This is a genomic window from Corynebacterium bovis DSM 20582 = CIP 54.80 (genome assembly GCF_030408615.1).
Classification (GTDB): Bacteria; Actinomycetota; Actinomycetes; order Mycobacteriales; family Mycobacteriaceae; genus Corynebacterium; species Corynebacterium bovis.
Genome location: NZ_CP047187.1, coordinates 2,180,089 through 2,206,951 on the forward strand (window position 1 = coordinate 2,180,089; position 26,863 = coordinate 2,206,951).

Below are 26,863 nucleotides of genomic sequence, written 5' to 3' on the forward strand. Positions count from 1 at the left end.
CCTCCCCGGGGCCCTCCCCCCGTCGCTTAAGATATCTCCACACGACGGGTCCGCCACGGACGGACCGACCGACAGCCGGAAAGACAGAAAGAAGGACGGCCATGACCGGGGACGACGACCACCGCGCGAACTCGACCGCGATCCGCGGCCGCCGGGCGCCCGGCCTGCTCCCCGACGTCGACGTCGGGGAGATCGCCACGGCCGTCTACGACTTCCTCTCGACGAGCCGGCGGCTCATGGAGCGCCCCAACCAGAAGCTCGCCATCTCCCAGTCGGAGATCGAGGTCCTCCACTTCATCAGCCGCCACCCGGGGTGCGGGGTGTCGGACATCGCCCGGCTGCGGTTCCTCCGGGCGTCGAACGTCTCCGCCACCGTCCGGCGGCTCATCAACTCCGGGCTCGTCCACCGCGAGGCGAACGACCAGGACCGCCGCGCCCAGGACCTGTACCTGTCCGACCGGGGCGTCGAGATGATGAACGCGATCACCGACGAGTGGGCGACCCTCATCCTCGCCGCCGCCCGCCGGATGGACACCCGCGACCTCGCCACCCTCCGCAAGGGGGTGCCCGCGCTGCGGAACCTCTCCGTCGCCGCCGAGGGGCTCGTCGACGACATCCAGCGGCGCAGCTAGCGGGCCTCGCGGGCCGTCCGCGACAGGACGACGCCGGAGACGGCGCCGGCGGAGCACACCGCCATGACGACGGCCATCGTGAGCAGCGAGTCCTCCCCCAGCCCGACGAGCGGGCTCACGATGCCCGCGACGAGGAACTGCACGCCACCGAGCACGGCGGACGCCGCCCCCGCCCGGTCGGCCGCCATCCCCTGGGCGATCGACGTCGTGTTCCCGAAGTTCAACGACGACCCGAGGGTGACCACGAGGGTGCACCCGAGCACCGCCGCCACCGAGCCCCCACCCGGCCCCGGGTGGGACAGGGCGACGAGGAGGAGGGCGACGACGCCGACCACCTGGAGGCCCATCGCCACCGTCTGGAGGACCCGGGGGCCGGTCCGGCCGACGATCCGCATCGTCACGATGTTGCCCACGATGAGCGCCGCGGCGTTGACCGCGAAGACGAGGCTGAAGCCCAGCGGGCTCATCCCCAGCTGCTCCTGCATGACGAACGACGAGCCCGAGATGAACGAGAACATCGTCCCGAAGCCGAGCGCGAAGCACAGGGTCTGCCCCATGAACGCCCGCCGGGCGAGGAGCTGCCCCATCCGGCGGTAGGTCATGCCGAGGCTGCCGCCGAAACGCCGCTCCGGCGGGAGCGTCTCCGGCATCCGCCACGCGACGACGAACTGCCCGACGGCGACGACGGCGAGGAGCGCGAAGATCCCCCGCCAGCCGACCGCCCCGCCGAGGACCCCGCCGATGACCGGCGCGGCCACCGGGCCGAGCCCGATGATGAGCATCATGACGGAGAAGGCGCGGGCCGCCGCCGCCCCGGAGACGAGGTCGGCGATGACCGCCCGGCCGAGGACGACCCCGGTGCCCCCGGCCGCACCCTGGACGAGGCGGGCGAGGATGAGCACGGCGATGTGCGGGGACAGGGCGCACGCGACGGAGCCCACGACCCCCGCCACGGCCCCGACGACGAGCAGCCGGTGCCGGCCGACCCGGTCCGACACCGGGCCGACGACGACCTGGCCGACGCCCATGCCGAGCATGAACGCGGTGATGGACAGCTGGGTCACCGCGTCGGCGGCGTCGAGGTCCCTGGCGATGGCGGGGAGGGTGGACAGGTACATGTCCGTCCCCAGTGGCCCGCCCGCCGCGAGGAGTGCGATCCCGGCGAGGAGGCCGAGGGGCATCGACGAGCGGGACGGGGTGCTGCTGGTGTCACGCGGAGTGTTCACACCTGTCGACTCAACCACAGGTCCGGTGGGCACCGCGACCCGATGCTTGTTACCGTGGGACGCACACCACGGGAGCGCGCACGCCGCGCGCTGAGAGGACCCCACCGGAACGGGGGTCGACCGTCTGAACCTGTCCGGGTCATTCCGGCGAAGGAAGGAAGCTCCATGAGCACACGTGTCCGTTCATCCTCGCGCTCACACCGGGCCGCGGCCCCCGAGGCGGGCCAGGTCACCACCGGCCCGATCTACCGCAGCCGCAAGACGTACACCGAGGTCACCCACCGCAACACCGACGGCACGTCGACGGTCCTGCGGATCCCGCAGCGCAGCGTCGACCTCACGACCGGCGCGCAGTTCCCCCTCTACGACACCTCCGGCATCTACACCGAGGACGACCCGCAGCTCGACCTCGCCGCGGGCCTCGCCCGCACCCGCGACGGGTGGGAACGGCCCGCCGCCGCGCCCGCCAGCGCCGAGCACCCGGAGCTGCGCGTGCAGACCCAGCTGGCGTGGGCCCGGGCCGGGGTCGTCACCCCCGAGATGACGTTCATCGCCCACCGCGAGGGCTTCACCCCCGAGTTCGTCCGCGACGAGGTCGCCGCCGGCCGGGCGGTCATCTGCGCGAACCACCGCCACCCGGAGATCGAGCCGATGATCATCGGCCGGGCCTTCGCGGTGAAGATCAACGCGAACATGGGCAACTCGGCCGTGACCTCCTCGATCGCGGAGGAGGTGGAGAAGATGGTGTGGGCGACGCGCTGGGGCGCGGACACGATCATGGACCTCTCCACCGGCTCGGACATCCACGAGACCCGGGAGTGGATCATCCGCAACTCCCCCGTGCCCGTCGGCACGGTCCCGATCTACGAGGCGCTGGAGAAGGTCAAGGGTGACCCGATGGCGCTGACGTGGGAGATCTACCGCGACACCGTCATCGAGCAGTGCGAACAGGGGGTGGACTACATGACCGTCCACGCCGGGGTCCTGCTGCGCTACGTGCCGCTCGCCGCCCCGCGCGTCACGGGCATCGTGTCCCGCGGCGGGTCGATCATGGCCGCCTGGTGCCTCAAGGAGCACCGCGAGTCGTTCCTCTACACCCACTTCGAGGAGCTCTGCGACATCCTCGCCCGGTACGACGTCACGTTCTCCCTCGGCGACGGTCTCCGCCCCGGGTCGATCGCCGACGCGAACGACGAGGCCCAGCTCGCGGAGCTGCGCACCCTCGGCGAGCTCACCCGCATCGCCCGCAGCCGGGGTGTCCAGGTCATGATCGAGGGCCCCGGTCACGTGCCGATGCACAAGATCCCGCAGAACGTCGAGTGGGAGGAGGAGTGGTGCGACGGCGCCCCCTTCTACACGCTCGGCCCGCTCGCGACGGACATCGCGCCCGGCTACGACCACATCACCTCCGCCATCGGCGCGGCGATCATCGGCCAGGCGGGCACCGCGATGCTGTGCTACGTCACGCCGAAGGAGCACCTCGGCCTGCCGAACCGGGACGACGTGAAGACCGGCGTCATCACGTACAAGATCGCCGCCCACGCCGCCGACCTCGCGAAGGGCCACCCCCGGGCGCAGGAGCGGGACGACGCCCTGTCCACCGCCCGGTTCGAGTTCCGCTGGCACGACCAGTTCGCCCTCGCGCTCGACCCGGACACCGCCCTCGACTTCCACGACGAGACGCTGCCCGCCGAGCCGGCGAAGACCGCCCACTTCTGCTCGATGTGCGGGCCGAAGTTCTGCTCCATGCGCATCAGCCAGGACGTGCGCGACTACGCCGAGGAGCACGGGCTGACCTCCGTCGAGGCCATCGAGGCGGGGATGGCGGAGAAGTCGCAGGAGTTCTCGGAGGCGGGTGACCGGGTCTACCTGCCCATCACGGCGACGTAGGGGCCCGTCACGGCGGCGTGGGGGCGGTCCGGGGCCGCTGCTATCGTGTTCCCATGCCCAAGGTCAGTGAGGAGCACCGACGGCGGCGCCGCGCGCGGATCGTCGCGGCGGCCATGGAGTGTTTCAGCCGGACGGGGATCCAGGGGACCCCGGTGACGGACATCATCGAGGCGTCCGGCATGTCCGCCGGGACGGTGTACGCCCACTTCCCCGGCGGCAAGGACGACCTCGCGGTCGCCGCGGCGGTCGACACGGTCCGGGCGCTGTCCGAGCGGATCCTGCGGGGGGACTTCTCCGACCCCGTCGAGACGGTGGACGCCCTCATCGACGAGTGGGCGCGGCACCGGCCGCTGCTCGCGATGATCATGGCGTTGTGGGCGGAGGCGACGGTGCGCCCGGAGCTCGCCCGCGTCCTCGCGGAGCACGTCGGGCGGGCCCACGGGACGGTCCGCGAACGCCTCACCGAGTGGTGCGTCGCCGCCGGCGGGGACCCCGAGGACGCGGCGCGGTGGGCGTCGGGGATGACCGACGTCGTGCGCACCGTGCTCAGCGGGACGCTGCCCCGCATCGCGATCTGGCGGTCGACGGTGGACATCGCCGACCAGCGGGCGACGGTGCGCCGCGTCCTCACCGCCGAACTCGCGACCGCCCCGCTCCCCCGGGGCTGAGCCGGGGCGGGCGGGGCGGGCGGGCGGGACGGGCCGGGGGCCGGCGCAGGTCAGGCGGCGCCGGTCAGGCGTCGCGGCGGCGCAGGACGACGATGCCGGCGACGAAGATGACGACGGACCACACGGCGAAGTACACCGCCGAGCCCTGCCACCCCCACGGGGCGTCCGTGACGTCCGAGAGCTGCGTCGCGGAGTCCATGTTCCCGAAGGGCATGTACGGCGGCAGCCAGTCGCGGATCTTCGGGATGAGGCCGACGACGGCCGTCTCGACGACGAGCTTCCACAGCAGCAGGACCGCGATGGCCCCGGCCGTGTGGCGCACGAGGTAGCCGGTGCCGACGGACAGCGGCACGACGAGCACGGCGTAGAGCGCGATCATCCCCGTCTCCCCCCACGCGTGCTCCGCGGAGAAGGACATGTTCCGCAGCGCGTCGTCCGTGAACGGCGTGTCCTTCGCCAGCGCCGCCGCGGTCCAGTGGGCGACGAGGAGGCTGAGCACCGCGGCGACGACGATGGTCACCGCGGCGAGGACGGCGTACACGAGGACCTTCGCGACGGGGGCCTGCCAGCGGCCGGGCAGGGCGAGGGCCGTCGGCTTCGCCGTGCCGTGACCGTACTCCGAGGTGACGGTCATGACCGCCTGGATGATGACGACCATGATCCCGAACACCGTCGGCCCCACGAGCGCGGCCTCCGGGTTGAAGGACGACAGGGCCATCTGCAGGTCGCCGGGGTCGCCGGAGTCCACCGCGGCGTTGAGCACCGAGGCGGCGCCGAAGCCCATCATCGCGGCGACGGCGACGGAGAAGACGATGACGAGCGCGCTCGTCCAGTACAGGGATTTCGTGGAGCGGAGCTTGATCCACTCCGCGCGGATGGCGTGTCCCAGGTTCACTTCGGGTCCTCCGTCGGGGTCGTCAGGGGGGTCTGGGTGGTGGTCTGCGCGGCCCGCGGGCCGGTCGTCCCGCCGACCTCGGCGTGGTACTCCACCGCGTCGCCGGTCATCCTCATGAAGGCGTCCTCGAGGGAGGCGCGGCGCTCGGAGAGTTCGCGGAGGAGGATGCCCGCCGAGTAGGCGAGGCCGCCGATGAGGTCGGGCTCCTCGTCGGGGACGACGACCGTCGGCCGGCCGTCGGCGTCGGTCTCCCGGTGGTGGGTGATGCCCTCCTCGGTGAGGACCGCGTCGAGCTCGTCGAGGTGGTCGGTGCGCACGACGGTCGTCGCCGTCGACGCGTTCCTGATGAAGTCGTGTGTCGAGGTGTCGGCGACGAGGCGGCCGCGGCCGATGACGACGAGGTGGTCGGCGGTCTGCGCCATCTCGCTGAGCAGGTGCGAGCTGATGAGGACGGTCCGGCCCTCGGAGGCGAGGTGGCGCACGAAGTCACGGACCCAGCGGATGCCCTCCGGGTCGAGGCCGTTGACCGGCTCGTCGAGAATGAGGACCTCGGGGTCGCCGAGGAGCGCCCCGGCGAGGCCGAGGCGCTGGCCCATGCCGAGGGAGAACTTGCCGGCCTTGCGCCCGGCGGCGTCGGAGAGGCCGACGAGCGCGAGCACCTCGTCGACCCGGGACAGCGGGATGCCGTTCGCCGCGGCCATCCACCGGAGGTGGTTCGCGGCGCTGCGGCCCGGGTGGACCCACTTCGCGTCGAGCAGGGTGCCCACCTTCGTCAGCGGCCGGGTGTAGGCGCCGTAGGGGCGGCCGTCGACGGTCGCCGTCCCGGCGCTCGGCCGGTCGAGGCCGACGATCATGCGCATGGTCGTCGACTTGCCCGCACCGTTCGGGCCGAGGAAGCCCGTCACGATCCCGGGCTGCACGGCGAAACTGAGGTCGTCGACGACGGTCTTGTCGCCGTATCTCTTCGACAGGGAGGTGACTTCGATCATGGGGCCATCGTGCCACAGTGACGCGCACTACACCCCCGGGCGCGGACGGCACCACACCCGGGCGGGCGACGCGGCCTCCCCCCGCGGGGTCACACGGACAGGTCCTCCCGGGGCGGCGACGAGGCCCGGGCCCACCGGCGGCGCGGGATCCGCCCGGCCCCGGCGGCGAGATGGCCCGCCTCGACCGCGAGGCGCATCGCCCGGGCCATCCGCACCGGGTCGTCGCACCTGGTCACGGCCGTGGCGAGGAGCACCCCGTCGCAGCCGAGCTCCATCGCGCGCGCCGCGTCCGAGGCCGTGCCGAGGCCCGCGTCGCAGATCACCGGCAGCCCCCGCTCGGCGGCCTCCCCGCAGATCATCGCGAGGTTGTGCTCGTTGAGCACGCCGAGGCCGGTGCCGATGGGGGCGGCGAGGGGCATGACCGCGGCACAGCCGGCGTCGGCGAGGTGCCGGGCCGTGACCGGGTCGTCGGTGGTGTAGGGCAGGACGGTGAAGCCGTCGTCGACGAGCTGCTCGGCGGCGTCGACGAGCCCGACCGGGTCCGGCAGGAGCGTCCGGTCGTCGGCGATGACCTCGAGCTTCACCCAGTCCGTGCCGAGCGCCTCCCGGGCGAGGTGGGCGGTGAGGACCGCCTCCCGCGCGCTGTAGCAGCCGGCGGTGTTCGGCAGCATACGGATCCCGAGGTCGTCGAGGAGCCCGACGAGGCCGGTGCCCCGGGAGGCGTCGACGCGGCGCATGGCGACCGTCGTCAGCTCCGTCCCGGAGGCGACGAGGGCCTCGCGGAGGATCTGCTGGTTGGAGGCCCCGCCGGTGCCCATGATGAGGCGGGAGCTGAACTCCTCACCCGCGATGCGCAGCCCCCCGGTCATCCGCCCTGCACCACCGTGAGGATGTCGACGCTCTCCGGGCGCAGGTCACCGAGGGTCTCGGACCAGCGGTCCCGGGGGAGCACCCGCCCGTCCACGGCGACGGCGATCCCCCGGGTGGAGTCCACGATCCCGCCGACGAGCTCCGCGACCGTCGTCGCGGGCTCGACGCAGTGTTCCTCACCGTTGACGTCCGTGCAGATCATCATGCGCTCCATCGTAGCGGCCGGGCCGGACCCGGTGGGCGGCGGCGGCGAGCTCGCCGGTGAGGGTCCGTCCGCCGACGACGGCGGCGACGATCTCACCGGTCACGGCGCTGTGCAGCACACCGTTCCGGCCGTGCCCGACGGCGACGACGAGGTGCCGGTCCGCCCCGTCCGGCCACGGCGCGGGCACGGGGCCGGTCCACGTGCCGACGAGCGGGAGGTTGTCCGGGCTGTAGGGCCGCAACCCGGCGATGACCTCGGTGAACTCGTGGTCGTCGAGCCCCGGGACGAGCTCGGCGGCGTCGTCGAGGAGCTGGCGCACGCCCCCGGCGGTCGGCTCCCGGTCGACGCCGTGCTCGTACTCCGTCGCCCCGACGACGCACCCGTCCCACCGGGGGACGACGTAGAGGGCCCGGCCGTGGACCCGCGCCCGCACCGTGCGGGTCGGCCCGGGCAGGGAGCCCGCCCGGCGGCGCAGGCGCACGACCTCCCCCTTCACCGGTCGCAGCAGGGGGCGGAGGGCGGGCAGGAGGTCACCGGCGGCGTGCCCGGCCGCGAGGACGACGACCGGCGTCGTCACCTCCCCGAGGGACGCGACGGTGCGCCGGGTGAAGCGCACGCCGAGGTCCCGGCACCGGGCGGCGAGGGCGGCGAGCACGCGGCGGTTGTCGACGGCGAACTCGGCGTCGCAGGCGACGGCGGCCCGAACGCCCCGCCGCAGCGACGGCTCCCGGTCCCGCAGCTCCCGGCGGGTGAGGCGGGTGACCGCGCCCGGGGTCTCGCGGTCGAGCAGGTCGGCGACCCGCCCGACGTCCGCGGCGTCGGCGTCGTCGACGCCGAGGAGCACCGTGCCGTCGTGGAACACGGGGCGTCCCTCCCACTCCTCACCGAGCTCCGCCCGGAGCCGCCGCCACGCCGCGAGGGCGGTGACCCCCTGGTGGAGCAGGTCCTCGTCGCCCGGCCACGCCTCCGTGTACGCGCCGAGCATCCCGGCGGCCACCCACGCCGCGGGGGCGGGGGCGGTGCCGGTGCCGGTGCCGGGGGCGGTGCCGGTGCCGGGGTCGAAGGGGTCGACGACCTCCACCGCGTGCCCGGCGCGGGCGAGACGGTGGGCGCACGCGAGGCCGATGACGCTGCCACCGACGACGGTGACGGGGGCGGCGACGTCAGTCACGGGCGGTCACCGCCGTCCGGAGGGTGCGGGCGGCCGCGGCGGGGTCGGCGGCCGCGGCGACGGCGCGGACGACGACGATGCGCCGCGCCCCGGCGGAGACGACCTCCCCCACGGAGGCGGCGTCGATCCCCCCGATGGCGAAGAACGGGGTGCCGGTGTCCCGGGACGCGGCGGCCCCGTGCCGGACGAGCGCGGTGCCGACGGCCGCGCGGCCCGGCTTCGTCGGCGTCGTCCACACCGGGCCGGTGCAGAAGTAGTCGACGTCCGGGTCCGCGGCGGCGGCGTCGACCTGCCCCGGGGTGTGGCAGCTCAGGCCGACGACGACGTCCGGGCCGACGATCCGGCGCACGACGTCGACGGGGACGTCGTCCTGCCCGACGTGGACGACGTCCGCCCCGACGGCGAGGGCGACGTCGGCCCGGTCGTTGACCGCGTAGAGCGCGCCGTGCCGGTGGCACAGGTCCCGCAGCCGGCGGTGGACGGCGATCTCGTCGGCGACGCTCAGGGCCCCGAACCGGTCGGGGACGGCACCCTTGTCCCGGAACTGGACGACGTCCACCCCGCCGTCGAGCGCGGCGGCGACCGTCGCGTGGAGCCGGGTCAGCGCGTCCCGGTCGGCGGGGCTGTCCCCCTCCCGGCGCAACGAGTCCGTGACGAGGTACAGGCGGGCGTCCCGGAGGCGCTGCCGGGGCGGGACGTCGGGGTGGGTGTCGGTCCGGGTCATGGCACACACGCTACTCCGCGCCCGGACCCGGGACGCGGCCGTGCGGCGGGCCTGTGGACGGGCGCGGGCCGGGCCTGTGGACAGGTGCCGGGACAGGCCGTGGAGTGTCCCGGCACCTTGTAAGCTGTCACCCATGTCCGCACCGGAGACCCCGCCCGCACGCCCCGTGCACGGTCCCCGTGACGACTTCGACCGGTGGATGGACACCGACCGCGCGGGCGGCCGGTCGCCGCGGCTCAGCATCTTCGCCCCGGCGCTCGCCCTGCCGCGCCGGTTCACCGAGTTCGTGTCGACGTCACCCGGCCTGCTGTGGGTGGTCTCCACCGTGCTCGTCCTCGCGATCCTCGCCGCGGGCGGGGCGATGGCGGCCAGTTCACAGTCCCGGCAGGCGGACCTGAACAAGCTGGTCAACGGCACCGAGCCGCTGTCCTACGCCTCCCAGGAGCTGTTCAACTCCCTCTCCGTCGCCGACTCGGTCGCGACGACGTCGTTCATCCAGGACGGCGCCGGGACGGGGGCGGACGACGCCGCGTACACGCACGCCCTCCAGAACGCGACGCAGTCCGTCATCCGCGCGGCGAACGGCATCGAGGACCCCTCCAGCCGGGACATGCGCCTCGTGCTGGAGATCCAGCAGAAGCTCCCGGACTACGTCAGCCTCATCGCGGAGGCGAAGGTCAACAACCGGGTGAGCAACCCCGTCGGCGGGGCGTACATCGCCCAGGCCAGCGAGCTCATGCAGAACGACCTGCTCACGGCCGCGTCCGAGCTCTACACCCGCACGAACGCCCGCGTCGGCGAACAGCAGGTCGGTCTCACCCGGCCGATGTGGTTCCCGCTGTCCGGCCTGCTCGCGGCGGTGGTCATGCTCGTCCTCGCCCAGTTCTGGCTCGCGGCGTTGACGAACCGGCGGCTCAACGCCGGGTACGGGACGGCGACGATCCTCATGACCCTGGCGCTGCTGTGGACGGTCGGCTCCGCCGTCGTCACGTGGCACGCGGGCGCCAACGGCCTCACCCGGGCCGCCGAGCCGCTCGAGACGCTGACGTCCGTGCGGATCGAGGCCCAGCAGACCCGGACGACGGAGGCGCTGAGCCTCGTGCGCCGGGAGTACTCCGACGCGGAGCGGACGTCGTTCTCCGAGCACATCCGCTCCATCGACGCCGCGCTCGACGACCTGCGCGACACCGTGCACGACCCGGCGCTCGTCGACAGCTCCCGGGAGCTGCTCCGCGGCTGGGACACGTCCCACGCCCGGACGCTGACCCTCATCCGCGACGGGGACTACCCGGCGGCGATCCGCGTCGCCGTCGCGGAGGGCAACGGGGCGACCGGGCCGGACGACGCGACCGACCCCGCCGGCACCGCCGCCGACCCCGGCGCGGCAGGGACGACGGGTGCGACGGGGACGACCCGGAACTTCGCGCGCCTCGACCGCCAGCTCCAGCAGCTCATCGCGGAGACCCGCAAGGACCTCCGCGACTACCTCATCGAGAGCCGGGTCTCGGCCGAACGGGTGACGAACCTCGTCGTCGTGTTCACCGTGTTCTCCGCCCTGTGCGTCATCCTGGGCACCCGCCCCCGCCTCCAGGAGTACATGTGATGTCCCCGCTGTCCGTCCCTCCCCGGCGCGCCCCGCTGCGGGTGTGCGCCGCGCTCACGCTCGCCGCCGTGACGCTCTCCGCGTGCAGCTCCCCCGACTTCACGCTCCCCGCGTGGCCCACGGTCACCGACGACGCGGGCGACGACCTCCCCGCCGGCGCGACGATGACGTCCGCCACGGCGGACCCGTCCGACGCGGGGACGTCGGCGTCGGCACCCCCCGTCGGGTCCCTGCCCCCCGACGACCGGACCGCGGCCGAGCGCGTCCCCCAGATCATCGACCGGGGCCGGCTCATCGTCGGCGTGGCCCAGTCCCTCAACGGCCTCGGCTTCCGCGACCCCGTGACCGGTGACCTCGCCGGGTTCGAGGTCGACCTCGCCCGGGAGATCGCCCGCGACATCTTCGGCGACCCGACGAAGGTCGACTTCCGCTACGTGGAGTCCACCCGCCGGGACGACGCCCTGACCACCGGGGACGTCGACCTCATCATCCGCACCATGACCGTCACCCGGGACCGGCAGGACGAGATCGAGTTCTCCACCCCCTACCTCACGACCGGCACCGCGGTGCTGGCGATGCGCGACGCCGGCATCGACGGCAGCGACGACCTCGCGGGGCGGACCGTGTGCGTCGCCCGGGACTCGACGTCCGCCCGGCGCGTGTGGACGGAGATCCCCCACGGCGACGTGCTGCTGACCCAGACCTGGCCGGACTGCCTCATGGCCGCGCAACGCCACCAGGTCGACGCGGTGTTCTCCGACAGCGCGATCCTCGCCGGGCTCCGCGCCCAGGACCCGCACACCGAGTTCGTCGACCTGCCCTCCCCGACGGTGCAGCGCTACGCCGTCGCGGCGGCGTCGTCGGCGTCGGGGCGGGACACCGGCGGGCTCATCCGGCAGGTCAACGCCACCGTCGAACGGATCCGGGACGACGGCACGTGGCGGCGGTCCTACGACCGGTGGCTCCGGCAGTACCTCGGCCCGGCGGACCCGCCGCCGCTGTCCTACCGGACGGAGGCCCAGTCCGCCGACCTCGCGCGGAGCCGCGCCGAGGTCCGCGGGAACCGGACACGGGAGGAGCAACGGTGACCGATGACGCGACGACCCCGGGAGCCCGGGGCAGACTCAGCGGCGACGGTGACACGGAGCCGACGACCGGCCCGACGGCCGGGCCACGCACCGGTCCGTCGACCGGGCCGGGGACAGGGCCGTCGACCGGGCCGGTCACCGAGCCCGGGACGGAGGCCACGGTCTTCGACCCCTTCGCCGACGACGATGACGACGACATGGCCGAGATCGAGGTCGACCCGGACACGTACCTCGACGACCTCGCCGCGGCCGGCGGCCACCACGGCGACGGCGAGGACACCGTCACGAACCCGCTGCCCGCCGGCGCGACCCAGTCCGCGACCGACACCGGGGAACGCAGCCGCCGGGAGGCGCTGACGAAGTTCCGCCGCCTCCGCGGGACGTACCGGGAGGGGGCGACCGTCGCCGGGGGCATGGTCCGGCTGCCCTTCGTCACGCCGACCGACCCGAACGACGCCGTCATCAGCCCGGAGGAGACCGCCCGCACCGTCGCCGAGGGCACGGAGCCGCCGACGCTCTCCTCCGGCGACATCGTCGCGGCGCAGTACGAGGTCCTCGGCCCCATCGCCCACGGCGGCCTCGGCTGGATCTACCTCGCCGTCGACCACAACGTCGCCGACCGGTGGGTCGTGCTCAAGGGCATGATGGCCACGGAGAACGAGCACGAGGCCGCGGTCGCGGAGTCCGAGCGGGCGTTCCTCGCGGACATCACCCACCCCGGGATCGTGAAGATCTTCAACTTCATCGACGACCCGCGCAGCCCCGGCGGGTTCATCGTCATGGAGTTCGTCGGCGGGCCGTCCCTGCGCAGCCGGCGGCGCCGGCAGCCGGGCAACGTCCTGCCCGTCGACGACGCGATCGGCTACATCCTGGAGATCCTCCCGGCGCTGGACTACCTGCACAGCCGGGGCGTCGTCTACAACGACCTCAAACCGGACAACATCATCATCACCGAGGACCAGGTCAAGCTCATCGACCTCGGGGCGGTGTCCGGCGTCGGCGCGTACGGGCACATCTTCGGCACGAAGGGGTTCCAGGCCCCCGAGATCGCGACGACGGGGCCGACCGTGGCGTCGGACATCTACACCGTCGGCCGGACGCTCGCGAGCCTCGTCGTCCGGCTGCCCGTCACCGACGGGGTGTACGACCCCGGCCTGCCGACCCCCGACCAGGAGCCCCTCTTCCGGCGCTACCTGTCCCTCTACCGCCTCCTGCTCCGCGCGACGGCGGAGGACCCGGAGGTGCGGTTCTCCTCGGCGTCGACGATGGCCGACCAGCTCATCGGCGTGCTCCGCGAGATCCTCGCCATCCGGGACGGCCGGAAGTTCCCGCACCTCGACACCCGCTTCACCGCCCAGCGGTCGACGTTCGGCACGAAGCACCTCGTGTTCCGCACGGACCAGCTGCTCGACGGCATCGTCCGCTCGGTGGAGATCTCCCCGGCGGAGGTCGTCGCCGCGCTGCCGACCCCGCTCGCGGACAAGGACGACCCCGGGGCGGCGCTGCTGTCCGCGACCGGGTTCACCGAACCGGGCGAGCTGCTGGAGACGCTCACCGAGGCCGCCCGGCAGCCGGACATGGCGAACTCCACGGAGATCCCGCTGACGAAGGTCCGGGCGCAGCTCGACCTCGGCCTCGTCACGGAGGCGCACGACGCCCTCCGCGCGATGGACGGGACGATGCACAACGACTGGCGTCACCAGTGGTACTCCGGGATCGCGAGCCTGCTGCTCGGCGACTTCGCCGGCGCGCAGGTGTACTTCAACCACGTGCTCAACATCCTCCCCGGGGAGCCCGCGCCGAAGCTCGCCCTCGCCGCGACGGACGAGCTGCTGCTCCAGCACCAGGGGGTCAACGGCACCCGGCTGCTCGACGCCGACGTCCGGCGGGCCGCGACGGCGCTCGCGTACGCGCAGAGCGTGCAGATCGCGGACTACAGCACGGTGCCGAGCTGGGACCACGTCACGCAGGACCCGGTGGCCCTGCGGTTCCACTCCATGCGGCTGTACGGGCTGGTGTGGGCGACGAACCCGACGACGGTCTCCTCCGCCTTCGGGCTCGCCCGGCAGATCCAGGCCGAGGGGCTGATCGACATGGCCGTCTCCGTGCTCGACCGGGTGCCGCAGGCGTCCCGCCACCACCACCTCGCCCGGCTGACGACCGTGCTCATCCTCATCGCCGACCCGGAGTCCCTCCACGAGTCGCGGCTGCGCCGGGCGGCCCGCCGCCTGGAGACGATGCCCACGAACGAGCCGCGCCTGCCGCAGGTGCGGCTCGCGGTGCTCGGTGCGGCCCTCGACTGGTTGCGCTCGGTGACGGAGGACGACGACGACTCCACCCGCCGCGTCGGGTCCGCGCCGTTGTTCGACGTGCGGTTCACCGAACGGGGCCTGCGCACGGGGCTGGAGCAGGGGCTGCGCCAGCTCGCCCGCCAGTCCCCGTTCGACCGCCACCGGTACCGGCTCGTGGACATGGCGAACAAGATCCGGCCCCGGACGTGGTTCTGAGCGGGGTGGGTGCCGCGCGGGGGTCGCGCGCGGGGGCCCTCCCCACCCCCGGTTTCCCGGGCCCCGGCACCCCCGAACGTGAATGACAGCTCATTGTTTCCGAATTGTGACAATCCCGCTGGCCAGGGCGGGAGCCGGGCCGATCCGCGGGGTGCACGCATCCGTGCAGGTCGCCCCTGCACAGGTCACGAAACGGACACGATCACAGCCATTGACCTGTCCTTTCACGGTGTTAGCGTAGCCGTGAACGAGGTCGGCGGAGGCTCCCGTCGTCCCCCCCCCCCTCACCGCACCCGACACCCGACCCGGCCCCGACGGCCGGGTCCAGACCGGAAGGCACCCTCACGTGATTCGTCCGACCAGGTTCCACCTCTCCCGCCTCCGCCCCCGCACCGTCGCCGTCTCCGTCGCCGGCGTCGTCGCCCTGACGACCGGCGCCGTGGGCGCGGGCACCGCCGGCGCCGTCACCCTCGGCGCGGGCGACCCCGTGCGCATCCCCGCCGCGGAGACCGAGGTCACCGACGCGGGCGTCCACACCGCCACCGGCCTGTGCACCGCCGGCATCCCCGGCACCGTCACCGACCCCGACGGCACGACGCACCGGGTCATGATCACCGCCGGCCACTGCGCCGCCTCCCCGTTCGAGGACATCACCGGCGAGTTCTACGTGCCGGCCCCCGACGGCGACCGGCACGTCGGCACCGCCCGGGACGTCCGGGCGCTCGGCTTCATCGACGGCGACCCGGCCAACGGGCTCGAGACGGCGGAGGACGACGCCGCCGCCTCCGAGGAGGGCGACCCCGTGGCCTTCCTCGACCAGGCGTTCAACATGCCCGACTACGCCGTGGTCGCGGTCGACGACGACGTCGAGATGAACGGCAGCACGTACTCCGTGGACTCCGAGGGGCGCCGGTACGGCAGCCCGATCCCGCTGACGCGCGTGCGGGACTACCCGGACCTCGGCCAGCGGCAGGTCTCCCTCGACAACCTCGGCCAGCCGGTGTGCAAGGACGGCAACCGCACGGGCCGGAGCTGCGGCTTCCAGCTGTTCCGCACGGCCAACGGCGTGTGGTCGGTCAACGTCCGGCTCAGCCAGGGCGACTCCGGCGGCCCGGCGTACGACCCGAAGACCGGCGAGGTCGTCGGCGTGTCCTCCCAGGCCATCGGCCCGTTCCAGCGGTACCAGCCGCTCGACGTGCCGCTCGAGCACCTCTACGGCGCGCCCGACGGGCAGGCGGCGGACACCTTCCGGATCGCCCCGGCGACCGGTGAGCACGACACGTTCCGCACGATGGACGACGACATCATCGCGCTCATGACCTGGTACGACGAGCACGAGCCCGCGGCCGACGAGCCGGAGGCCGGGGACCCGACGTCCTCGGCGCCGGACGCCCTCCCCGCCCCGGAGCTGCCGCAGCTGCCCGAGCTGCCCCAGCTCCCGCAGGTCCCGCAGGTCCAGGCGCCGCAGCTGCCCGAGCTGCCCCAGCTCCCGCAGGTCCCGCAGGTCCAGGCGCCCCAGCTCCCCCAGCTGCCCGAGCTTCCCCAGGTCCCGCAGGTCCAGGCGCCCCAGCTGCCGCAGCTGCCTGAGGTCCCGCAGCTCCCGCAGCTCGGCGCGCAGGCGGGGGCGGCCGACCAGGTCGGCACCCCGGAGGTTCAGGAGCCGGCCCCGACCACCTCGGCGGGCAGCTCCGACGCCGTCGCCGCCGATCTCCTCGCGGCCGGGGACACGGCCCGCCAGGCGGTCAACGACGGGATCCGCACCGCGGCGGCGGCCGTCGCCCCCGGTGTCGAGGTCCCGGACGTCGTCTGACCCTGATCCCCTGCCCCCCCCTGACCCCGGCGCGGCACCCCGCCGCCCACCCAGGTGTGCACCCCGCGGTGCACACCTTTTTCATGCGCTCACCGCACAGGTCAAGCGCTCGCCGGGCAGGTCATGCGCGCAACTGGCAGCCCCGGGTCAAAAAACGGGCGAAAAATGACCCGGAGCTGCCAGTCGCTGACAACCGCCGCGCCGCACAACCGCCGCGGTGACCCGGAGCTGCCAGTCGCGCACAACCACCCCGCCGCGGTGACCCCGCGCTGCCAGTCGCTGACAACCACCGCGCGCCCCGGCACCCCGGCCCCGCCGCTAGCCCTCCCCGTCGTCGGCGAGGTCGAGGGCGTACCGGGCGATCGCGAGCTCCTCGTTCGTCGGCACGACGAACACCTTCACGCGCGAGTCGTCCGTGGAGATCATCCGCGGCCCCTCGGCCTCGGGGTCCTCGTTGCGCGCGTCGTCGATCTCCACGCCGAACCCCTCGAGCCGGGCGAGGGTGTCCCGCCGGATCCCCGCGTGGTTCTCCCCCACCCCGGCGGTGAACGTGATCGCGTCGACCCCGCCGAGGATGAGCATGTACGACCCGAGGTAGCGGCGCAGCTGGTGGACGTAGATGTCGTAGGCGAGGATCGCGTCCTCGTCGCCGGCGTCGATGAGCTCCTGGAGCTGCCGGAAGTCGTTGACCCCGGAGAGGCCCTTGAGGCCGGAGTCCCGGTTGAGCATCGTGTCGATGTCCTCCGAGCTCATCCCCGACGACCGGTGGAGGTGGAAGATGATGCCCGGGTCGATGTCACCGGACCGGGTGCCCATGACGAGCCCGGCGAGCGGCGTGAGCCCCATGGACGTGTCCACCGCCCGCCCGCCGTCGATCGCGGCGGCGGACGCGCCGTTGCCCAGGTGCAGCGTGATCTGCCGCACGTCCGCCGGGTCCCGGTCGAGCAGCCCGGCGACCTGCTGCGACACGTACTCGTGGCTCGTGCCGTGGAAGCCGTAGCGGCGGATGTGGTTGTCCTCGGCGACCTTCCGGTCGATGGCGTAGCGGGCGGCGGCCGGGGGCAGGGTGTGGAAGAAGCCGGTGTCGAACACGGCGACGTGGGGGACGTCGGGCAGGAGGCTCCGCGCGTTCTCGATGCCGTCGATGTTCGCCGGGTTGTGCAGCGGGGCGAGCGGCACGAGGTCCTTGATGCGGCGGATGACGTCCCGGTCGATGAGCACCGGCCCGGAGAACGTCTCGCCGCCGTGGACGACGCGGTGCCCCACGGCGACGACGTTGAGGTCGGACGGGCCGACGCCGAGGAGGCTCATCATGCCGAAGGCGCGCTCGAGGCCGACGGAGTGGCCGAGGATCGGGCGGTTGTCCTCCATCGCCTGGTCGGGGGTGGTGATGCGGATGTGCCCGCGGTCCTCCCCGATCTTCTCGACGAGCCCGCTGATGTACGGCGGCTCGGTGCCGTCCGCCCGCGGGTCGAGGACCTGGAACTTGATCGAGGAGGACCCGGAGTTGAGGACGAGGACGTACTCGTGGTCGCCGTCGGTCGGCGCGGGGACGGGGGCGGCGGACGTGTCGGTCATGGGTCGGTGGCCTTTCGGTGCAGGTGTGTGGGTTGTCACTCGCCGGAGGGGGTCCGACGGGCACCCGCCTGGACCGCCGTCACGGCGACGGTGTTGACGATGTCGCGGACGGTCGCGCCGCGGGAGAGGTCGTTGACCGGCTTGTTCAGCCCCTGGAGGATCGGTCCGACGGCGAGCGCGCCGGCGGTGCGCTGGACCGCCTTGTACGCGATGTTGCCCGCGTCGAGGTCCGGGAAGATGAAGACCGTCGCCCGGCCGGCGACGTCGGACCCGGGCATCTTCTTCGCGCCGACGGACTCGACGACGGCGGCGTCGAACTGCAGCGGCCCGTCGACCGTGAGGTCCGGGTGCGCGGCCCGGGCGGCCTCGACGGCGGCGGCGACGGCCTCGACGTCCGCGCCGCTGCCGGACGTGCCCGTCGAGTAGGACAGCATCGCCACCCGGGGCTCGACGCCGAACTGCGCGGCGGTCTCCGCGGACACCGCCGCGATCTCGGCGAGCTGCTCCGGCGTCGGGTCCGGGTTCACCGCGCAGTCACCGAAGGCCCACAGCACCCCGTCCATGACCATGAGGAAGATCGACGAGACGACGCTCGCCCCCGGCGCCGTGCGGATGATCTGCAGGCCCGGCCGGATGGTGTGGGCGGTGGTGTGGGCCGCGCCGGAGACCATGCCGTCGGCGAGCCCGGTGTGGACCATCATCGTGGCGTAGTAGCTGATGTCCCGCATGGTCTCCCGGGCGTCGTCGAGGGTGACGCCCTTGTGCTTCCGCAGCTCGGCGAAGTCCGCGGCGAAGCGCTCGAGGTCCTCCCCCGCGGTCGGGTCGGTGACCGTCGCGCCGGAGAGGTCGAGGCCGAGCTCGTCGGCCCGGGCCCGGACGGCGGCGGGGTCACCGAGGACGGTGAGCCGGCACACCCCGTCGCGGAGGAGTTCGTCGGCGGCGCGGAGGATGCGGTCGTCGTCCCCCTCCGGGAGCACGATGTGCGCGTCGGCGGCGCGGGCCTTCCCGAGGAGGTCCCGCTGGAAGACCTCGGGGCCGGTGACGGGGGTGCGCGGGCGGGTGGCGCGGACGTCGTCGTCGGAGAGGACGGGCAGGGACCCCTCCCCCGCGTCGAGGGGCAGGGAGGTGCCGTCGTGCCCGCCCTCGAGGAACCACACCCCGTCGACGGGGCGGCCGGCGGCGGCGAGCCCGGCGGCGGTGGCCTGGACGGGGACGTCGTCGTCACGGGTGCTGCCGACGAGGATGTGGTGGGCGCCGGTGGCGGCGGCGAGGCGGGCGTCGAAGGCGGGGTCGCCGGTGCCGACGAGCACCCCGGCCGACGCCGCGGCCCCGAGGGTGAAGTCCACCGCCTCGCCCATGTCCGGGCCGGTCGGGCGGGTGCCGTCGAAGACGTCGGCGGCGGAGAAGACGGTGACGGTGCGGCGGCGTTGGTCGGTGCCGGCGGCGGAGGCCAGCGGGCTGAGGACGGCGGTGACGGTCAATGCGACTCCTCGGTCGTGGGTGCCTGTCCGCGACCCCGGCGCGGGGGCCGTGGCGGGCCCGCCGTCGGGGCGCGGTCTCGGTGCCCATTGTGCCCGTGCAGCCCGCCGGGGACCACCGGATGCGGGGGCCGGGGTCAGGGTCGCGGGCCCCGGTCACCCCCGTCGCGGCCGCAGGCCACGGGCGTCGCCGCGCGGTCACGTCCGACGGCTGCAGGTTCCGGGCCCCGGGGCTCCTCCCGGGCCCGGTCGGCGGCGGGGTCCGGCCGCGTCCCGGCGGCGGTGGGCCGGGGGTGGGGTCGGGGGTCGACGCCGTCCGCGTCCGCGAGACTGCCGGCGAGGATGGACCGCTTCCGCACCCGGACGACGGCGACGACGACCACGAGGGCGAGCACGGCCACCGCGACCGCCCCCGGCCAGCCGAAGAACCGGATGAGCCGCGAGGAGTTCAGGACCATGAGCAGCCCGCCGACGACCGCGCCGAGGGTGTGCGGCCGGATGACCGTGACGACCCACGCGGCGACCGGCGCGGCGACGAGCCCGCCGACGAGCAGCCCGACGACCGGCTGCCACGACTCGTGGAGCTGGTCGGACAGGCCGACGAGGAACCCGCCCGAGGCGGACACCGCGACGAGGAACTCCGCGGTGTTCACCGTGCCGATGATGCGGCGCGGCTCGCCGCTGCTGACGGACATGAGCGTGGAGGTCGTCAGCGGCCCCCAGCCCCCGCCGCCGCTGGCGTCCATGAAGCCGCCGCCGAGGCCGAGCGCGGCGAGGCCCAGCCGGGACCGCCGGGTGGAGGACACGGGGGCGGTCCGCCGCGACTCCCGCCACGGCGCGGCGACGCTGCGGACGAGGACGTACGCGCCGAGGAGCACGAGGATCGTGGAGACGACCGGTTCCGCGGCGCGGGTGGACAGCGTCGAGAGCACACTCGCCCCGAGGAACGCGCCGACCGCCCCGGGCACGCCGAGGGCGACGACCGTCGGCCAGTGGACGTTGCGCAGCCGCCAGTGCGCGGCGCCGGAGAAGAGCGTCGTGCCGACCTCCGCGAAGTGCACGGCCGCGCTGGCCTGGGCGGGGGCGGTGCCGGAGAAGACGAGGGCGGTCGTCGCGGTGACGCCGAAGGCCATGCCGAGGGCGCCGTCGACCAGCTGGGCGAGCAGGCCCGCCACGGCGAAGAGCAGCAGTTTCATCATGACGCCACCCGCTGTCCGGGACTTCCGGCGGGGGCGGTCCCGGTCAGCGCCGCCGCGGCGCGCTCCCGGACGAGGGGGACGACGCGCGTCCCCAGCGGCGCACCGGTCAGCACCGGCACCCCCGCGGCGGGCAGGGCGTCGAGGGCCTCCACGTCCCGGTCCCACAGCGTGCCCGGCGCGACGAACAGCGGCAGCACGACCGTCGGGCCGGCACTGCGGTCCGGGGCAACGCTGCGGTCCGGGGCAGCGCTGCGCCGCACCCGGTCGACGAGCGCGGCGGGCCCGACCTCGCCGCGCAGCCGCGCCGCCGGGGCGCCCGTCGCGACGACCGCGGACCCGGCGACGCCGAGCTCCGCCCCGACCGCCCGGGCGAGCCGGCCGACCGCGGCGTTCGCGCCGGGACGCGTCGACCCCACCGAGTACAGCACCACCGCACCCGGCCGCGCCGCACCCGGCTCCCCGGGGGCGAGCTCCCGGGCGACCCCGGCGAGCAGCCGCGCGAGGTCCGGCCCCGTGCCGAGCCCGGCGGCGCACCGGACGTCCATGCCCGTGCCCCGGGCCATGTCCCGCACGGCGGCGGGCACGTCCTCGGTCATGTGGAACGCGGAGGTGAACAGCAGCGGGACGACGACCGCCCGGTCGTGCCCGGCGGCGGCGAGCATCCGCGCGGCGTTGAGCGGGGTGCGCGGGGAGAAGTCCAGGAAGGCCTCGGCCGCGGGCGGCCCGCCGGCGGCGGTGAGGCCGCGGGCGATGTCCCCGACGACCCCGTCGGCGAGCGGGTGCCGCGAACCGTGCGCGAGGCAGATCACGGGGGTGGGAGCGGTCACGGCGGGGTCCTTTCTGCAGGGGCCGGGGCGGGGCCCGGCCCGGGGCTAGCTGACGAGACCTGCGGTGACGGTGTCGCCGGTCTGGGGGTCGATGAGGAGGAAGGAGCCGACGGCCCCTCCGCGGCGGTACGTCTCCACCGGCAGGGGCTCGGCGAGGGTCACGCGGACCTCGGCGATGTCGTTGAGGCGGAGCTGCGTGTCGTCGGCGGGGGCGGCGGTGTCCGTGACGGGGTCGCCCCCCGCGATGTCGGTGCGGCGGATGATCTCGTCGACCCGGGCCCGGACGAGCGCCGAGCCGTAGCGCAGGAGGATGAGCGACCGCAGCCGCACCGGCGTCTCGGACAGCTGGACGACCGTCGCGGTGAGGGAGGTCACGGCCTCCGGGCGGGTGGCGTCGGCGATGAGGTCCCCGCGGGCGATGTCGATGTCCTCGGCGAGCCGCAGCGTGACGGACCGCCCGACGCCCGCCTCGGCGACCTCCCCGTCCGGGGTGTCGATGCCGGTGACGGCGACCTCGCGGACGCTGCCGCCCGTGCCGACGGTGACGGTGTCGCCGACGCGCACGGTGCCGGACGTGATCCGCCCGGCGTAGCCCCGGTAGTCGGTCGCGTGGTCGCGGATGACGTACTGGACGGGCAGGCGCAGGTCGTCGGCCTTGTCGTCCGCCTCCGAGGCGAGGAGGTCGGGCCGGGCGTCCTCGAGGATCTCCAGGACCGCCGGGCCGTGGTACCAGGGGGTGCGCTCCGACCGGGTGACGACGTTGTCGCCGAGCAGCGCGGACGTCGGCACGACGTCGACGTGCCGCAGGCCGAGGCCCTCGGTGAGCTCCCGGATGTCCGCGGCGACCGTGGCGAAGACGTCCTCCGAGAAGTCCACGGCGTCGATCTTGTTCACGGCGACGACGACCTGGGGGATGTCCATCATCGCGGCGACGGTGAGGTGCCGCCGGGTCTGCTCGATGACCCCGTTGCGGGCGTCGACGAGGACGATGACGAGCTGCGACGTCGACATGCCCGTCACGGTGTTGCGGGTGTACTGCACGTGGCCCGGGGTGTCGGCGAGGATGAAGCTGCGCCGGTCCGTGGCGAAGTAGCGGTAGGCGACGTCGATGGTGATGCCCTGCTCCCGCTCGGCGCGGAGGCCGTCGACGAGGAGCGACAGGTCGGGGGTCTCCAGCCCGCGGGCCGTCGACGCGCGGGTCACGGCCTCGAACTGGTCGGCGAGGATGGACTTCGTGTCGTGGAGGAGGCGGCCGACGAAGGTCGACTTGCCGTCGTCGACGGAGCCGGCGGTGCACAGGCGGAGCGTCGGCAGCGCCGGAGCGGCGGTCTCCCGGGTGGCGGCGGTCATCAGAAGTACCCTTCCTTCTTGCGGTCCTCCATGGAGGACTCGGACAGGCGGTCGTCGGCGCGGGTCGCCCCGCGCTCGGTGGTCGTGGACAGGCGGATCTCGTCGATGACCTCGTGGATCGTCGTCGCCTCGGACAGCACCGCCCCGGTGCAGGACATGTCGCCGACGGTGCGGTAGCGCACCCGGCGGCGTTCGACGGTCTCCCCGTCGCGCGGGCCGCCCCACTCCCCGGCGGTGAGCCACATGCCGCCGCGTTCGAAGACGTCCCGGTCGTGGGCGTAGTAGATGCCGGGCACCTCGACGTCCCGGTCGCGCAGGTAGTCCCACACGTCGGCCTCGGTCCAGTTGGAGATCGGGAAGACGCGGATGTTCTCCCCCGGCTGGTGGCGGCCGTTGTACAGGCCCCACAGCTCGGGCCGCTGCCGGCGCGGGTCCCAGCCGCCGAAGGAGTCCCGCACGGAGAACACGCGCTCCTTGGCGCGGGCCTTCTCCTCGTCGCGGCGGGCTCCGCCGAGCACGGCGTCGTACCCCCTCTCCTGGATCGTCTCGACGAGCGGGACGGTCTGGAGGGGGTTGCGGGTGCCGTCGGGGCGCTCGCGGAGGGCGCCGGAGTCGATCCAGTCCTGGACGTGGGCGACGTGGAGGCTGATCCGCGGGTCGGCGGCGACGCGGTCGCGGAAGGCGATGACCTCGGGGAAGTTGTGGCCGGTGTCGACGTGGAGCAGCTCGAAGGGCACGGCGGCCGGCGCGAAGGCGCGCTTGGCGAGCTCGAGGACGACAACGGAGTCCTTGCCGCCCGAGAAGAGCAGCGCCGGGCGGTCGAACTGTCCGGCGACCTCGCGGAGGATCTCGATGGCCTCCGCCTCGAGGCCGGCGAGGTGCGGGCTCAGCGGCGTGTCCGCGCTCGGTCGCGGGTGCGGGCTGGTGGTCTGGGTCATGTCGGGTGCTCCGGCTCTGTGTCGGGGAACGGGGTCTGGTCGGGCGCTGTCGCGGGGGCTGTCGCGGGGCGGCGCGGGGGCGGGGTCAGGTGTGGAGCCCGCACTCGGTCTTGCCGGTGCCGGCCCACCGCCCGGAGCGGGGGTCCTCCCCCTCGGCGACGGGGAGGGTGCACGTCGCGCAGCCGATCGAGGGGTAGCCCTGCCGGGTGAGGGGGTGGACGATGAGGTCGTGGTCGCGGATGTACGCCTCGACGTCCTCGTCGGTCCACGCGACGAGGGGGTTGACCTTGAGCCGGCCGCTGCGGTCGACGGCGAGGACCGGGGTCGACCGGCGCAGCGGGCTGTCGACGCGCTTGACGCCGGAGATCCACGCGTCGTAGGGGTCGAGCATCCGGGCGAGGGGCTCGACCTTGCGCATCCGGCAGCACGCCGTCGGGTTCCGGGAGTAGAGCCGGGGGCCGTAGACCTTGTCCTGGGTCTCGACGCTGTACTCCGGCTCCACCGTGCGCAGCGGCAGGGTGTAGCGCGTCTCGACGGCGCGGGCGACGTCGAGCGTCTCCGGGAAGTGGTAGCCGGTGTCGAGGAAGACCATCTCCGCCGACCCGAGCCGCCCCTCGGCGAGCTCGGCGAGGACGGTGTCCTGCATGGACAGGGTCACGGCGACGGTCCCGGCGACGTGCTCGCCGACCCAGTCGAGGATCTCCTCCGCCGGGGCGCCGTCGAGGCGGTCGTTCCACTCCGCGACGAGGCGGTGGTTCTCCGCCTCCCGCTCCGGGTCGAGGTGGCGGGTGGTCGTGGGGGCGCCCTCGGGGCTGACCTCGGGGTCGCGGTAGCTCTCGGCGGCGGTGGTGAACCGCAGGCCGGAGACCTGTGCCGGGAAACTCATCTGACGTTCTCCGTCGCTCTTCTCGTGGGTGGTGGCGGGTCGTCGCGGGGGTCGCCTGTCACCGCGGCCCCGTGAGCGCCACCACAGACCGGTCGGTCTGTTTTGGTGTCCCCCACACTAGACCAACCTGTCCATTCCGGCAACACCCCGGGGCGGATCCGGGGGCCGGGGCGGCCGTGACGGCGTCGTCACCCCTCCCCGGCAGCGGGTCCCGGCCACCGGAACAGACGTACCTGTCTAGTCTGCTGCGGCGGGGCGCGCCCGGGTGCCGGGGCGCAGGTCAGCCGGTGACGCCGCGCGGCAGGTAGCCGTGGAGCTTGACGGAGAAGACGCGGCAGCAGTCACGGCACTGCCACGCGTTGTCGGTCTCGGCGTCGGGGAAGAGGTTCTCCGACGCGCAGAACGGGCAGTTCACGACGGTCGCCCGCCGGGCGTTGGGGTGCATGGCCCTCCCTCCGATGATCTCGTTGGCCGGCGGCAGGCCGTCGCTGTCCGGGTGCCCGGCGGCCCGGCCCCCCGCCGAGTCGCCCGGCGCGGCGCCGGCCCCACCGCCCGGCGCGGCGGTCACTGCAGCTGCTCCTCCGGCGCGCGGGCGACCCAGTCGCGGAACTGCTCGCCGTCCTCGCGGCCCTCCCGGTAGTTCTCGACGAGCCGGACGACGTAGTCCGTGAGCCCCTCCGACGTGACCTTGTGCCCGCGGAGCTTCCGGCCCCAGTCGGGCCGCATCCCCACGGCCCCGCCGAGGTGCACCTGGAAGCCCTCGACGCGCTCACCGTCGTCCGTCGTGACGATCTGCCCCTTGAGGCCGATGTCCGCGACCTGCGTCCGGGCGCACGAGTTCGGGCACCCGTTGAGGCTGATCTTCAGCGGGACGTCGAGGTCGCCGAGCCGCTCCTCGAGCTCGTCGGCGAGCCGGATCGCCCGCTGCTTCGTCACGACGAGCGCGAGCTTGCAGAACTCCAGCCCCGTGCAGGAGATGATGTCCCGGCGGAACGCCGACGGGGAGGCGGACAGGCCCAGCCGGTCGAGCTCCGCCGTGAGCGGCTCGACCGCGTCCTCCTCGACGTCGAGGAAGAGCAGCTCCTTGTCCGGCGTCGTCCGCAGGCGGGTGACCCCGTGGGCCTCCGCGATGTCGGCGAGCCGCTGGAGCGTGTCGCCCTCGGTGTGGCCGACCGTCGGCTTCACGCCGACGTAGAACCGCCCGTCCCGCTGCTCGTGGACGCCGACGTGGTCGCGGTAGCCCGGCCACGTCTCCGGCTCGGGGCCGTCCCGGAGGGGGCGGCCGAGGTAGTCCTCCTCGAGGACCTTCCGGAACTTCTCGACGCCCCACTCCGCGACGAGGAACTTCAGCCGGGCCCGGTTGCGCATCCGCCGGTAGCCGTAGTCGCGGAAGATGCGGACCACGCCGGCCCACACCTCGGGCACCTCGTCGATGGACACCCACGCGCCGAGGCGCTGGGAGAGCATCGGGTTCGTCGACAGCCCGCCGCCGACCCACACGTCGAAACCGGGGCCGTGCTCCGGGTGCTCGGAGCCGATGAACGCGAGGTCCTGGATCTCGTGGGTGACGTCCTGCCGCCGCGACCCGGAGACCGCGGACTTGAACTTGCGCGGGAGGTTGGAGAACTCCTCCCGGGCGAGGAGGTTCTCCTTGATCTCGCGGATCGCCGGGGTGGCGTCGATGATCTCGTCCCGGGCGATCCCGGCGACGGGCGAGCCGAGGATGACGCGGGGGACGTCGCCGCAGCCGAAGTACGTGTCGAGGCCGACCTCGGCGAGGCGGTCCCAGATCTCGGGGATGTCCTCGATGCGGATCCAGTGGAGCTGGATGTTCTGCCGGTCGGTGAAGTCCGCGGTGCCCCGGGCGAACTCGGAGGAGATGCGCCCGATGGTGCGGAGTTGTTCGGCGGAGCAGATGCCGCCGTCGAGCCGGATCCGCATCATGAAGTACGTGTCCTGGAGCTCCTCGGTGGTCATCGTGTTCGTGGCCTCGCCGTCGAGGTTCTGCTTGCGCTGGGTGTAGAGGCCGACCCACTTGAAGCGGGGGGCGAGGTCCTCCTTGGGGATGGAGCTGAACCCCTGGACGGCGTAGATGTCGCGGATCCGGTCGGCGACCGCGAGGCCGGCGTCCTCCTGCTTGATGCGCTCGTCGTCGTTGAGCGGGTCACGGCCGTCGATGAGCCACTGGCCCTGGGGCTTCCGCGCGCGCGGACGCCGCGTCTCGGTCGTGGACCCTGGCGTGGCTGCTGTCATGGGTGGTTCTCCCGTCCTCGTTCCCGGCGGTCGCAGGTCACGGTGCCGGTCGGTGTCCCGTCGGGACGTCGGCCGA

The 26,863-nt window shown here is 73.9% G+C and carries 23 protein-coding genes; 7 read left to right on the forward strand and 16 right to left on the reverse strand.

Annotated features, from left to right (window positions below):
* Window positions 1–101: 101 nt before the first annotated feature.
* Window positions 102–632, forward strand: a complete 531-nt coding sequence (locus CBOVI_RS08975) for a MarR family winged helix-turn-helix transcriptional regulator (RefSeq protein WP_010266194.1) — start codon at window positions 102–104, stop codon at window positions 630–632.
* Here CBOVI_RS08975 and CBOVI_RS08980 read toward each other — a convergent pair.
* Window positions 629–1,858 (reverse strand): Bcr/CflA family efflux MFS transporter, encoded by a 1,230-nt coding sequence (locus tag CBOVI_RS08980; protein ID WP_010266197.1) that lies wholly within the window; start codon window positions 1,856–1,858, stop codon window positions 629–631. The genes CBOVI_RS08975 and CBOVI_RS08980 overlap by 4 nt on opposite strands.
* Before the next feature lie 165 nt (window positions 1,859–2,023).
* On the opposite strand from CBOVI_RS08980, the gene thiC reads away from it, so the two are divergent.
* Window positions 2,024–3,748 (forward strand): phosphomethylpyrimidine synthase ThiC, encoded by a 1,725-nt coding sequence (gene thiC, locus CBOVI_RS08985; RefSeq protein ID WP_010266200.1) that lies wholly within the window; start codon window positions 2,024–2,026, stop codon window positions 3,746–3,748.
* Window positions 3,749–3,801: 53 nt separating this feature from the next.
* A complete protein-coding gene (locus tag CBOVI_RS08990) occupies window positions 3,802–4,416 on the forward strand; it encodes a TetR/AcrR family transcriptional regulator (RefSeq protein ID WP_010266202.1) in 615 nt (204 codons plus the stop codon).
* A gap of 64 nt (window positions 4,417–4,480) precedes the next feature.
* Here CBOVI_RS08990 and CBOVI_RS08995 read toward each other — a convergent pair whose 3' ends face one another.
* The 6 genes from CBOVI_RS08995 to thiE form a co-directional block, all read right to left on the reverse strand.
* The gene (locus CBOVI_RS08995; protein WP_010272833.1) at window positions 4,481–5,311 is read right to left on the reverse strand and encodes an ABC-2 transporter permease family protein; all 831 of its coding nucleotides are present in this window, start codon (window positions 5,309–5,311) and stop codon (window positions 4,481–4,483) included.
* Window positions 5,308–6,300: an ABC transporter ATP-binding protein gene (locus CBOVI_RS09000; RefSeq protein WP_010272831.1), complete on the reverse strand. Its 993-nt coding sequence runs from the start codon at window positions 6,298–6,300 to the stop codon at window positions 5,308–5,310. The genes CBOVI_RS08995 and CBOVI_RS09000 overlap by 4 nt, the downstream gene beginning before the upstream one ends.
* Window positions 6,301–6,389: 89 nt before the next feature.
* A complete protein-coding gene (locus CBOVI_RS09005) occupies window positions 6,390–7,169 on the reverse strand; it encodes a thiazole synthase (protein ID WP_010272829.1) in 780 nt (259 codons plus the stop codon).
* Entirely contained in the window at window positions 7,166–7,375 is a 210-nt protein-coding gene (gene thiS / locus CBOVI_RS09010) for a sulfur carrier protein ThiS (protein WP_232625713.1), read from the reverse strand. The genes CBOVI_RS09005 and thiS overlap by 4 nt, the downstream gene beginning before the upstream one ends.
* Window positions 7,347–8,546, reverse strand: a complete 1,200-nt coding sequence (locus tag CBOVI_RS09015) for an FAD-dependent oxidoreductase (protein ID WP_125185952.1) — start codon at window positions 8,544–8,546, stop codon at window positions 7,347–7,349. The genes thiS and CBOVI_RS09015 overlap by 29 nt, the downstream gene beginning before the upstream one ends.
* On the reverse strand, window positions 8,539–9,270 hold the full coding sequence (gene thiE, locus CBOVI_RS09020) for a thiamine phosphate synthase (RefSeq protein WP_125185951.1): 732 nt from the start codon (window positions 9,268–9,270) through the stop codon (window positions 8,539–8,541). The genes CBOVI_RS09015 and thiE overlap by 8 nt, the downstream gene beginning before the upstream one ends.
* Window positions 9,271–9,403: 133 nt before the next feature.
* Here thiE and CBOVI_RS09025 point away from each other — a divergent pair, with 133 nt between their 5' ends.
* From CBOVI_RS09025 to CBOVI_RS09040, 4 genes are all read left to right on the forward strand, one after another.
* Window positions 9,404–10,873 (forward strand): GlnX family signal transduction membrane protein, encoded by a 1,470-nt coding sequence (locus CBOVI_RS09025; RefSeq protein WP_010266278.1) that lies wholly within the window; start codon window positions 9,404–9,406, stop codon window positions 10,871–10,873.
* Entirely contained in the window at window positions 10,873–11,961 is a 1,089-nt protein-coding gene (locus tag CBOVI_RS09030) for a transporter substrate-binding domain-containing protein (RefSeq protein ID WP_010266281.1), read from the forward strand. The genes CBOVI_RS09025 and CBOVI_RS09030 overlap by 1 nt, the downstream gene beginning before the upstream one ends.
* Complete coding sequence (locus CBOVI_RS09035; protein ID WP_010266284.1) at window positions 11,958–14,468, forward strand: serine/threonine protein kinase; 2,511 nt, start codon at window positions 11,958–11,960, stop codon at window positions 14,466–14,468. The genes CBOVI_RS09030 and CBOVI_RS09035 overlap by 4 nt, the downstream gene beginning before the upstream one ends.
* A gap of 346 nt (window positions 14,469–14,814) precedes the next feature.
* Entirely contained in the window at window positions 14,815–16,278 is a 1,464-nt protein-coding gene (locus tag CBOVI_RS09040; RefSeq protein WP_010266287.1) for a hypothetical protein, read from the forward strand.
* 318 nt (window positions 16,279–16,596) lie between these two features.
* Here the strand turns inward: CBOVI_RS09040 and CBOVI_RS09045 are convergent, their stop codons facing one another.
* The 9 genes from CBOVI_RS09045 to CBOVI_RS09085 form a co-directional block, all read right to left on the reverse strand.
* The gene (locus tag CBOVI_RS09045) at window positions 16,597–17,856 is read right to left on the reverse strand and encodes an acetate kinase (protein ID WP_010266290.1); all 1,260 of its coding nucleotides are present in this window, start codon (window positions 17,854–17,856) and stop codon (window positions 16,597–16,599) included.
* Between the two features lie 35 nt (window positions 17,857–17,891).
* The gene (gene pta, locus CBOVI_RS09050) at window positions 17,892–19,337 is read right to left on the reverse strand and encodes a phosphate acetyltransferase (RefSeq protein WP_010266293.1); all 1,446 of its coding nucleotides are present in this window, start codon (window positions 19,335–19,337) and stop codon (window positions 17,892–17,894) included.
* 134 nt (window positions 19,338–19,471) lie between these two features.
* Complete coding sequence (locus CBOVI_RS09055) at window positions 19,472–20,533, reverse strand: sulfite exporter TauE/SafE family protein (protein ID WP_375781335.1); 1,062 nt, start codon at window positions 20,531–20,533, stop codon at window positions 19,472–19,474.
* Window positions 20,530–21,360 (reverse strand): sirohydrochlorin chelatase, encoded by an 831-nt coding sequence (locus CBOVI_RS09060; RefSeq protein ID WP_125187437.1) that lies wholly within the window; start codon window positions 21,358–21,360, stop codon window positions 20,530–20,532. Before CBOVI_RS09060 ends, CBOVI_RS09055 begins: the two co-directional genes overlap by 4 nt.
* Before the next feature lie 45 nt (window positions 21,361–21,405).
* On the reverse strand, window positions 21,406–22,710 hold the full coding sequence (locus CBOVI_RS09065; RefSeq protein WP_010269701.1) for a sulfate adenylyltransferase subunit 1: 1,305 nt from the start codon (window positions 22,708–22,710) through the stop codon (window positions 21,406–21,408).
* Window positions 22,710–23,648, reverse strand: coding sequence for a sulfate adenylyltransferase subunit CysD (gene cysD, locus CBOVI_RS09070; protein ID WP_010269704.1), 939 nt, complete (start codon window positions 23,646–23,648; stop codon window positions 22,710–22,712). The genes CBOVI_RS09065 and cysD overlap by 1 nt, the downstream gene beginning before the upstream one ends.
* Before the next feature lie 85 nt (window positions 23,649–23,733).
* Entirely contained in the window at window positions 23,734–24,534 is an 801-nt protein-coding gene (locus tag CBOVI_RS09075; protein ID WP_010269709.1) for a phosphoadenylyl-sulfate reductase, read from the reverse strand.
* A gap of 280 nt (window positions 24,535–24,814) precedes the next feature.
* Window positions 24,815–25,102 (reverse strand): hypothetical protein, encoded by a 288-nt coding sequence (locus tag CBOVI_RS09080; RefSeq protein ID WP_183273644.1) that lies wholly within the window; start codon window positions 25,100–25,102, stop codon window positions 24,815–24,817.
* The gene (locus tag CBOVI_RS09085; protein ID WP_010264473.1) at window positions 25,099–26,787 is read right to left on the reverse strand and encodes a nitrite/sulfite reductase; all 1,689 of its coding nucleotides are present in this window, start codon (window positions 26,785–26,787) and stop codon (window positions 25,099–25,101) included. The genes CBOVI_RS09080 and CBOVI_RS09085 overlap by 4 nt, the downstream gene beginning before the upstream one ends.
* Between the last annotated feature and the right edge of the window lie 76 nt (window positions 26,788–26,863).